This is a genomic window from Rhodococcus sp. NPDC059969, from assembly GCF_042738325.1.
Lineage (GTDB): Bacteria > Actinomycetota > Actinomycetes > Mycobacteriales > Mycobacteriaceae > Rhodococcus_F.
Map to the genome: position 1 here is coordinate 572,869 of NZ_JBHWUF010000002.1, position 10,626 is coordinate 583,494.

The 10,626-nt window shown below is 62.3% G+C and carries 8 protein-coding genes; all 8 read left to right on the forward strand.

Annotated elements, in window-relative coordinates:
- Positions 1–224: 224 nt before the first annotated feature.
- Positions 225–2,447, forward strand: a complete 2,223-nt coding sequence (locus ACFWAD_RS11660) for a putative bifunctional diguanylate cyclase/phosphodiesterase (RefSeq protein WP_378543805.1) — start codon at positions 225–227, stop codon at positions 2,445–2,447.
- Complete coding sequence (locus ACFWAD_RS11665) at positions 2,440–4,845, forward strand: putative bifunctional diguanylate cyclase/phosphodiesterase (RefSeq protein WP_378543808.1); 2,406 nt, start codon at positions 2,440–2,442, stop codon at positions 4,843–4,845. Before ACFWAD_RS11660 ends, ACFWAD_RS11665 begins: the two co-directional genes overlap by 8 nt.
- A 46-nt stretch (positions 4,846–4,891) precedes the next feature.
- Positions 4,892–5,743 carry an SDR family NAD(P)-dependent oxidoreductase gene (locus ACFWAD_RS11670; protein WP_378539514.1) on the forward strand — a complete coding sequence of 284 codons (852 nt, stop codon included), beginning with the start codon at positions 4,892–4,894 and terminating at the stop codon, positions 5,741–5,743.
- A 3-nt stretch (positions 5,744–5,746) separates the two neighbouring features.
- Positions 5,747–6,652, forward strand: coding sequence for a TIGR03619 family F420-dependent LLM class oxidoreductase (locus ACFWAD_RS11675; RefSeq protein WP_378543811.1), 906 nt, complete (start codon positions 5,747–5,749; stop codon positions 6,650–6,652).
- A gap of 68 nt (positions 6,653–6,720) precedes the next feature.
- Positions 6,721–7,407, forward strand: coding sequence for a nitroreductase (locus ACFWAD_RS11680; RefSeq protein ID WP_378543814.1), 687 nt, complete (start codon positions 6,721–6,723; stop codon positions 7,405–7,407).
- 90 nt (positions 7,408–7,497) lie between these two features.
- Positions 7,498–8,634, forward strand: coding sequence for a class I SAM-dependent methyltransferase (locus ACFWAD_RS11685; protein WP_378543817.1), 1,137 nt, complete (start codon positions 7,498–7,500; stop codon positions 8,632–8,634).
- Positions 8,635–8,828: 194 nt separating this feature from the next.
- The gene (locus ACFWAD_RS11690) at positions 8,829–9,680 is read left to right on the forward strand and encodes a Bax inhibitor-1/YccA family protein (RefSeq protein ID WP_378543820.1); all 852 of its coding nucleotides are present in this window, start codon (positions 8,829–8,831) and stop codon (positions 9,678–9,680) included.
- A 121-nt stretch (positions 9,681–9,801) separates the two neighbouring features.
- Positions 9,802–10,557: an enoyl-CoA hydratase/isomerase family protein gene (locus tag ACFWAD_RS11695; RefSeq protein WP_378543823.1), complete on the forward strand. Its 756-nt coding sequence runs from the start codon at positions 9,802–9,804 to the stop codon at positions 10,555–10,557.
- Positions 10,558–10,626 lie beyond the last annotated feature (69 nt).

Here is a 10,626-nt window from a genome sequence, read left to right on the forward strand (position 1 = left end):
AGTTTGCTGATTACTGTGTCTATGGGCGGACCTCGCTCCGAAACAGGTCGGACGTACTGGTTGACACGGCAGTGTCCATTTACGGGAGAATTGCTCAGTCGGACGTCCGACTCAATTTTCGAGTGGGAGAGGGAGGGTAAGTGATGTCGGTCCTCTCTCGTCTGCAACCGCACCCGAGAGAAAGACTGACACCTGCGCAACGCGATGACGTAACGCGTGAACAGATGGCCGTCACCTTCGGCGTGCTGCCATGGGCTGCAGCTGTCCACCTCGTCGTCACACTTGGGTTGGCGCTGTTTGTGATTCCACCGGATAGCGGGCTGTTGCCGCGCCTGTGGCCGATCCTTTCCGCGGTGATCGGGTTGGTGGGTATGTTCGTCGGACTCGCTATCCGCTTCGAACTGATCGCACCGACGTACCGGATGTCGTACGTGTTTCTCATCGTCGAATTCGCCGTCGTCGGGATCCTGTATTCCTCGCTTGCACTGGTCCTCTACCCGATCCTGGACGATTCCGGCGATCTGATCCTGATAGCGGTCACCACATCCATCACCGGGGCCGGAGCCGTGGCCACCGCGATGTTGCGGGTGGTGGGGCTCACCTGGGTGCTGTCCAATCTCGTCATCCTCGGGGTGGCATTTTGGCTTCAACCTGGACCCGAGTTCGAACGAATACTTATTGGAATGATCGCCTACGGAGCCGCTCTGATCGGCGGCACGATAGTGGTCTCGGGCAATCTGGAATCGCGTTACCGAGCTGAGCTGAGCGCAGCGTCGGAACGATCGGTCGTGCAGATGCTTCTCGAAGATTTCGAAGGCAACGCCGGGGATTTCGTGTGGGAGACGGACCAGAAAGGAAAGTTCAACCGAATCCCGACGCGGCTCGCGGTCGAAGCGGGGCTGGACTCCACCGAGCTGCAAGGAACGGCGTGGCAGGACCTGTTCATGGAGCTGGGCACGTTACGAATCCCGGGCGGAATCGATGCGCTCATGGAGTTGCAGCAAGCCCGCCACACGAAAACTGCATTCGTCGACGTCCTCGTTCCTGTCCGAGTGCACGGAGAAATCCGGTGGTGGCAGGTGTCCGGGCGGCCGCGACCCGGCCGCACACCCGACGAGTTCGTCTGGCGAGGAGTCGGTTCCGACGTCACCGAAGTGAAACTGCAGAGCGACGAAATCGTGCGGATGGGTCGGGTCGACGCACTCACCGGAATGCCGAATCGGCACAGCTTCTGGACCGAGCTGGAACGACTGCTGCGCGATCCGTACACAAGCGAGAGCGGCCTCGCGTTGGCCATGCTCGACCTCGACAACTTCAAATCGGTCAACGACACACTGGGACACACCGTTGGCGACGCGGTTCTGCGGGAGGTCGCGGATCGCCTGTCCGAAGCCGGAGGGGTGTCACAGTTGTTCGCGCGCTTGGGCGGAGACGAGTTCGCGATTCTATTCACCGATGTGGGTGACAGTTCGCACGTGCGAACTCTGCTCGGCCGCTACATCGAAGCTCTCCATGAGCCGATCACAGTGGCAGGCACGCGGTTGGAGATCGGGTGCAGCATCGGGTACTACCGCCCTGACGCTCTCCCAGCCTCCGCCGACGAGTTGATGGGCGCAGCAGACTTGGCGTTGTTCGCCGCGAAGGAATCCGGGCGTGGCGCTGTACGCGAGTATCGAGACTCGATGAAGTCCGTGGCAGATCGGCGCGCCCGCCTCCTCGAGGATCTGGGGAACACCGTGTCCGACAAGGACCTCGAACTCGAGATGCTGCCCCGGATCGACGTCGTCTCCCGCGAGATCGTGGCTGTGGAGGTGCGTGTGATCTGGCACAACGCGCGGCTCGGGGCTGTGACGTCCGCAGAATTCATGAGTGTCGCCGACGACACCGGTTTGGCGTACTCGCTCGGGACAACAGTTTTCGAGCTGGCCTGCGCGGCGGCGTCACGCCTACCCGATCACTTGCGGGTAGCAGTCGCGGTATCGACGCGTCAGCTCGAATCGGATTCCTTCGTCGACTCGATAGGGGATTCGCTTCGACGATCAGGTGCCAGTGCCGACCAACTCGAACTCCAACTCAACGAATCCTCGGCCATCACCGACGAGTCCAGGGCCGCGTTGCACGCCATCGCGGAAATGGGGGTATCGCTGACGGTGGACGAGTTCGGCGCCGGATTCTCCTCCCTGGCATCACTGTCCGGGCTTCCGTTCACGAGAGTTCGGATCGAACGCTCCATCTCCGGTGCGGCGCCCGGCGGCCGGCCGATTCTCGAAGCTGTCGTGGATCTGGTCGGCGCACTGGGAATGGAAGTCGTCGTCTCGGGAGTGGAGAGTGAGGAGGACCTGAAGTCCGTGGCCGCAGCAGGAGTGCGGACTGTCCAGGGATACGCCGCCGGCGGAGTCATGTCGGTCGACGAGGTTGCACTGGCGACAGCAGGCCATCATGGATGACCCGGCAGCACTCCGTAGGCGTCGTGTCGAGACGTCGGTGCGCAAGCTCGGTCGAAGCGGCTCGGAACAACACCTTTCGGATTACGATCGCCGTCGTCTACTCGATCGACGGCTGCGGTTCACCGCGCGGGTTCTTCCGTGGTCGTTTCTGACCGCAGCTGTTGCGTTGTCAGCGATCGTGGTGCTCTTGCCGGTGGATGCCGGATGGTTCAGCTTCGCCTGGTCGAGTGTCATGCTGTTGTCGAGCGCCGGATTCAGTGTTTATTGGCTGCGGCGCGCGCGTCTCGGCGTCTCCGAGTCGCAGACCACCGAATTGGTGGTGCTCACAGTCGAAATCGTTGTCTGGGGAGTGCTCCTGGCATGCTTGGCTCTCGTTCTCTTCCCGATGCTCGACCCTGGTGACGAATTGGTACTGAGCTCGACGTTGATCGGCGGGATCGCGGTCGGCGTATTTCCCACGATGATGTTTCGCGGAATCACTGTCGTCTGGATCAGCCTCGTCGGGGCCGGTCTGGCTGGAGCGTTTTGGACAGAACCGGGCACGTCGCGTTACGTACTGATCGGGGTGCTGGTCATCTTTCTGGGTTCGCTCTACAGCGGAACATTGCTGTTGGCCAACCTTTTCGAGAGACGGCTACGTGCCGAGCTCGTCGCCGAGGACGAACGAGATCTTGTGGAGTTGTTGCTCAACGATCTCGAAGACGGTGCTCAGGATTGGCTCTGGGAGACCGATTCGCGCGGTATCGCCAGTACCGTGTCGTATCGATTCGCCGAGCAGGTCGGTCTACCGGCAGCAAAGATCCGGGGCCGCACCATGCACGAGATTCTGATCGGGATCGGCGCATCCCGAACAGGCGCGGGCAGGAAGTCCCTAGCTCTCCTCGCTGCGAATTTCGAAGCAGGGACGGCGTTTCGGGACCTCACACTGCAGGTCGTCGTACGGGGCGACACTCGCTGGTGGTCGATGTCAGGGCACCCCGGCAGCGGTGAGCGGTCGGACTACGGATGGCGCGGTGTCGGATCCGATATCACGCACTCCTATCACCAGCGTCAGAACATCTTGCGACTGGCGGAGGTCGATTCGCTGACCGGGCTCAGAAATCGGTACAGCTTCAACGCTCAACTGTCGTCGCGGCTTCGGGACGGGCGCAGAGTGTGGTTGGCGATCTTGGATCTGGACAACTTCAAGTCGATCAACGACCGGTTGGGCCATCACGTCGGAGACGACGTGCTTCGTGATGTAGCGAGCAGACTGCGCAGCGTTCTGCGATCGAACGAGATCTGTGGACGACTGGGGGGTGACGAGTTTGCCATCGCCTTCGACGACATCGCCTTCGACGACATCGCCTTCGACGACATCGGGAATGCAGACGAGGTGCAGGAGCGATTCCAAACAATTCTCGACGCATTCGAACGACCATTTTCACTGGTCGGCAATCAGATTCGCATTCGCGCGAGCCTGGGCTACGGCTCTATGCCCGACGACGCCGACAGCCTCGAAGACCTGGTGATTGTTGCCGACCTCGCGCTGTACCACGCAAAGGAGAGCGGTCGGAACCAGATCCGCGCCTTCGATGCGAGTTTGCGCGATCGTGCGACCGGTAGGGCCAGGGCACTGCTGGATCTTCGTCGTGCGCTGATCGACGAAGAGTTCGAGTTGGTCTATCAACCGCAGGTTTCAGCCGCGACGGGAGTTGTCGTCGGGTTCGAGGCTCTGCTGCGGTGGAACCATCCGACTTCAGGTCTCGTCTCGCCGGGAGACTTCATTTCGGTCGCCGAGGAAACTGGCTTGATCGTGCCAATTGGTGCGGGCGTTTTGCGGGCTGCCTGCACGGCGGCGACAAGGTGGCCGCAGGACATTCGGGTTGCCGTCAATGTCTCTCAGGTTCAACTGCGTTCGAGTCGATACGTCGAATCGGTACGCCGGACACTGAACGAGGTGAACCTCGATCCCAGCCGACTCGAGATCGAGGTGACCGAATCGCTGGTCATCGACGACGCGGACCGAGACGTATTGGTACAGCTGTCGGCGCTCGGAATCGCCATTGCGATGGACGACTTCGGCACAGGGTTCTCCTCGGTTGCCAGCTTGGCCCGCCTGCCACTCGATCGGTTGAAGATTGACCGGGCGTTCGTCGCACCACTGGACGCGGATCCCTCGAATTCGAGGTTCGCTGTCCTGCGAGCCGTCATCGCGATTGCCAAATCTCTCGGGCTCGACACCGTCGCCGAGGGTGTCGAGACTGAGCGGCAGCGCGCGATAGTGATCGAGTGTGGATGCGACGTGATCCAGGGGTACCTGGAGGGAGTGCCGATACGGGCAGCCGAAATTCCGGACTACTTGAATCGGCGACTCGGCGGTCCGCCCAGGCTGGGTGCAGCGGCTACCACTGAGTGAGAACGTAGTGCCCGTTTTGCGAATCGATGTGTGACGGTACGCCGAAGTGATTCACATCGAACTGCAGAAGGGTGTCTTCGTGGAGGTCGGATCGGCGTACTCCCCAGGGCCGATGTTGGTGGGTAAGAAGGCAGTGGTCACAGGTGGCTCCCAGGGAATCGGAGCAGCGATAGCTCGGTCATTCGCATCGCACGGCGCGTCAGTTCTGGTTGTCGACGTGGCTCCGCTGAACGAGAGCGAATTCGACTCCGCTGCAGGTGGTTCGATCAACCATCTCGAGTACGACGTGCGGGCGCGGGAAGTCCCCGTCGCGTTGACCGAATTCGCGCCAGATGTCCTGGTGAACAATGTGGGGCATTTCCTGAATCCGCCGACAGCGTTCACCGGTACCGATCCGGGTTTCTGGTCCGAGGCGGGCAACATCAATTTCGATCACGTCGTGCGCCTGACCCATGCCCTGCTTCCCGGCATGATCGACCGCGGAACCGGTGGATCGATCGTGAACCTGACGACGGTGGAGGCGCATCGAGCGATCCCCGGCCACACCATGTACTCGGCATACAAAGCGGCGCTGACGCAGTTCACTCGGAGCCTGGGCGTCGAGATCGGTCGAACCGGAGTGCGCGTCAACGCCATTGCGCCGGATCTGATCGAGTCGGTACAGGTGCCGTATCGCAAGATCGTTTCTGCGGACGACTGGGACAAGTGGCCGGGGTGGGCGCCGTTGGGTGGACCAGGCCAGCCGGTCGACATTGCCGGTCCCGCACTGTTCCTGGCTTCCGACCTGTCGAGATACATCACCGGAACTGTCATCCACGTCGACGGCGGCTCGCACGCTGCTGGTGGCTGGTTCCCCACAGAAGAGGGCGGCTGGACCAACCGGCCCCGAAAGGCTTGACACATGACAACTTTCAGTCTGAATGTTCCCAATTTCGGCACCACTCTCGCGGAGGGCTCCTACGGCAAACTTGTCCAGGTCTGTCAGAGCGCGGAAGCCGCCGGCTTCGACCGGGTCCTCGTGACCGATCACGTGGTGATGGGCTCGGACAACTCGGCGTACACGTGGTCGGCGTTTCCCACCGAGCCTGACGCCAACTGGCTCGAACCGCTGACCGTGCTGGCTTTTGTTGCCGGACAGACACAAACGATTCGTCTGGGTACCGGAATCGTCATCGCCGCACTGCGCGGGGGAGCGGTACTGGCTAAAACTGCCGCGACACTCGACCTGCTCTCCGGCGGCCGCCTCGACCTGGGCGTCGGAACCGGTTGGCAGGAACGCGAATACGAAGCTGCCGGTATGGACTTCGGCAAACGAGGACCTCTGCTCGACGACGCTCTCGCCGTGTGCCGGGCCCTGTGGAGTTCGGCGCCCGCGAGCATCGACACTCCTCGACTGACATTCGACGACGTGTACTGCGCGCCCCGGCCGTCCGCAGGAATCCCGATCTGGGTGTCGGGTTCGCTCTCCAAAGCGGTCGTACGACGCGTCGCAACCTGGGGCGACGGATGGATTCCGATCATGGGCGCCGTCGACGACGACCTACGTGTTGGGATCAACGTCATCGGCAAGGCAATGGCAGATCTCGGACGCGATCCGGCGGAACTGCAGATTCGGGGGCGATTGACCGTCGTTCGCGGGGCTGACGGTTCGATCGACCTCCCGGCGACGATGCTCAGTGCCGAACAGCTGCTCGAATCCGGAGCTACCGATGTGCTGGTCGCGCTGGCAGCGGTTGATCCCGACCCGGATGCGGCGATGGAGGAGTTCGGCGAACTGGTGGGTGCCTTCGCAAAGGTGACCCGCTGACCATCGCGTCGAGACGGTAGTTCTATCGTGCGAAGTGTTGTAGTGCAGCCTGATCGAGGAGAGAACAAATGACCGAGAGCATCGTCGTGGATACGAGCCTGGAAGCCTTGCTCGATGCCCGGATCAGCTGCCGCGCCTACCAGGACCGCCAAGTGCCGCGTGAGGTGATCGAGGAGATCCTTCGGCTGGCGCAGAAGACGCCGTCGTGGTGCAACACGCAACCGTGGCAGGTCGCGATCACGGAAGGGGAGGGCACCGAACGATTCCGCGCCGGCCTCGGTGAGTACGTGATCGCCAACGCCCAGGAGTCGGACTTCGAGTTCCCACGCCAATACCAGGGCATCTACAAGTCGCGTCGGTTCGACTGCGCGATGGCGCTCTATTCGAGCGTCGGAATCGAGCACGGTGACCGCGCCGGGTCCGCGGCGCAGACGATGAAGAATTTCGAGCTCTTCGGCGCTCCCCACGTCGCGATCATCACCACCGACGAGGCATTGGGCACCTATGGAGCCGTCGACTGCGGGTTGTACGTGAACAGCTTCTTGCTCGCGGCCCAGAGTCTGGGTGTGGCCACCATTCCGCAGGCGGCACTCGCAGGCAGTTCCAAGTTCATTCACGAACACTTCGGCATCGACGACACCCGCAAGGTCGTCTGCGCTATCTCGTTCGGATACGCCGACACCGACCACCCGGTGAACGGATTCCGCACCGAACGCGAAACCGTCGACAACGTCGTGCAGTGGATGTCGAACTGACGGGGATGTCGAACTGACGGGGATGTCGAACTGATCACCTGCTGGTCCGGGGATTGAGTGTTGCGTAGTTCCACCTGAAAGACTGGTGGCATGTCCGACACACCCGAACTGTTCGATCGTCTGCGCCGATTCCCCGATGTCGAGGCACCCAATCTCTTTGCCGTCGATGCGGCCGATCGCCTGATCCTCGACGAGGCCGCCGACGCTCTGGCCGCCGCGCCGGCGGACTCCGTCGTCGTGATCGGCGATCACTACGGTGCGCTGACCGCCGGTGTTGCGCTCGTTCACGGAATTGCCGGCGTGCGGGTTCATCAGGATCCGCTCACCGGAGAACTGGCACTCGCGAACAATGCGCGCGAACTAGGTTTCAGTGACGCCTTGACCTCCCACGGACTGGACGAGGAGTTGCTCAGCGGCGCCCGCGTCGTGCTCACGCAATTGCCGCGTAGTCTCGCCGAACTTGCCGAGATCGCTCAACTGATCGCACTCCATGCCGACCCGGCAGTACGGGTCTTCGCCGGTGGGCGTGACAAGCACATCACCCCGGCGATGAACAAGGTTCTCGGCGAATCGTTTTCCGACGTCAGCGCCTCACGTGGGCGTCAGAAGTCGCGCGTACTCAAGGCGTCGGAACCCAAGGCCGATGTTGCGATCACGTTCCCGTTGACCGAACGCCTCGACGAGTTCGATCTCGACGTCGTTGCTCACGGCGCAGTGTTTGCCGGTGCGAGCCTGGACATCGGCACCCGGTTGCTCCTGGAGAATCTCGGCAAGATAGCGGTCGACCCGTTGAGCGATGTGGTCGATCTGGGTTGTGGCAGCGGCATTCTCGCGACGGCGATCGCACGCAAGTTCCCGGACGTGCACGTGATCGCGACGGATCAGTCCTCGGCAGCCGTCGCTTCGGCACTGGCGACCGCGTCCGCAAACGGCGTCGGCGATCGGGTGAGCGGTCTGCGCGACGACGCGATGAGCTCGCTGCCCGACGCGAGCACGGATCTGGTTCTGTTGAACCCGCCGTTCCACGTCGGCGCGGCGGTTCACACCGGTGGAGCGCTCAAGATGTTCGAAGCCGCCGGTCGCGTCCTGCGCCCCGGCGGGGAGCTGTGGACTGTCCACAACGCGCATCTGGGTTATCGCGAACCGTTGAAAGCCGCGGTGGGTCCCAGTGAGGCGATGGCGAAGAACGCGAAGTTCATCGTGATGAAGTCGATCAAACCGTCCTAGTATCGAAAAGGGACGAGTGTCGAAGAGTGTTGACCTTCCGGAAACGCGCCGGGAACTACAACGGATGCTTCGACGTTGTAAATTACGAGTGCTTTACTTTTAGTTAGGTACACGGACCGTGTCGGAAACTCGGATCCGTCCGGCGAACCCGCGACGCACCCGTCGTAGGCCACCACGATGAAGGGATGATCACGGTGCGCACCACCAGCAACCCGGTGTTCCGCAATCTGCCCAAGCAAGAGGGCAACGGATACGCCTCGTTCGGATCTGCGACGGCGGGCGCCTCGCAGGCAACCCAGCAGTTCGGTCAGCCGCAGTACGCTCCGGCTGAGCCGTACCAGACCGGTCCCACCTCGCGGGCCATGACGATCGACGACGTCGTCACCAAGACGGGCATCACGCTCGGTGTGCTGACCATCTCGGCATTGGTGTCGTACTTCCTGGTCAACAACAACGCCGACCTCGCAGCCCCGCTGGTCATCGGCGGCGGTCTCGTCGGCCTGGTACTGGTTCTGGTCGCCACGTTCGGCCGCAAGATGGACAACCCGGCAATCGTGTTGGCATACGCCGTCGCGGAGGGTCTGTTCCTCGGTGCGCTGTCGTTCATGTTCACCAGCGTCGAATTCGGTGGCGTCGGCGGATCGGCTCTGATCGCGCAGGCAGTCCTCGGTACTTTCGGTGTGTTCTTCGGAATGCTGGTGGTCTACAAGACCGGTGCGATTCGGGTGACCCCGCGTTTGACGCGAATGATCATCGGTGCGCTCATCGGTGTTGTCGTTCTGGCGCTCGGCAACCTCGTCGCCAGCTTCTTCACCGAGGGTGGACTGGGACTGCGTGACGGCGGAACGTTTGCGATCATCTTCAGCCTCGTCTGCATCGGCATCGCGGCCTTCAGCTTCCTGCTCGACTTCGACGCCGCTGATCAGCTGATCCGCGCGCAGGCTCCGGAGAAGGCGGCCTGGGGCGTCGCATTCGGCCTCACCGTCACCCTGGTCTGGCTGTACGTCGAGATCCTGCGTCTGCTGAGCTACTTCAACAACGACTAGTTCTCGAGTCGTTCCGGAACACAAAAGAAGGGCCCCGCGAGGGGCCCTTCTTTTGTCGTCTGTGGGCGGTTACGGTGCTTTGATGCCTAGCAACTGCTTGGTTTGGAACGAAGGGGAGCGAATGTCGACAAACACCACTGAACCCGTCCTGGTCGCGGATGCCGGAGCAGTGCGAACGCTGACCTTCAACAATCCGAGCCGCCTGAACGCTTTCAATGCGGCCGGCTTTCGAGCGCTCACCAAGGCGCTCGACGACGCGGCGTCGGACGATGCCGTGAGCGTGGTGATCCTCGAGGGCGCGGGCAAGGCATTTTCCAGTGGCGTCGACCTACGCGCACTGGCCGAACCCGGCACGGACAATACCGACTTCGGCGACGCATTCGCGCCGCTGATCGTTGCGCTGGTGGAGTTTCCGAAGCCTTTGATCGCCGCGGTGCACGGCGCCGCCGTCGGCATCGGCCTGACCATGCTGCTCTACTGCGACGTCGTCTACGTTGCCGAGAACGCACGCTTGCGGGCACCGTTCACCTCGCTGGGCACGGCGCCCGAAGCTGCCAGTAGTTGGTTGCTGCCCAAGGTGATCGGAACACAGCGCGCCGGCGAGCTGATCCTGTCGGCCCGGTGGCTCAGCGGCATCGAGGCGGCTGACTACGGCTTGGCGACCGCAGCTGTAGCTGCCGACGAGGTACATGCGCGTGCCCGTGAGAGTGCCGAGCAGATTGCCGCCAACGTCGGACCGGCAGTCCTGGCCGCCAAGCGACTGCTCCGTCACGGTTGGGCGGAAGAGGCTCGCGCCGCCGTGCAGCGTGAGGACGAGGCTGCGCGAGAGTTGATTCGCGAGTTGGGGAGTTTTGCTCAGAAATTCACGACAACATGAAAAACCGCGAACATTGAACACGACCACACGAAAGCGGCCGCCCGGCAGAAGCCCGGGGGCCGCATTAGA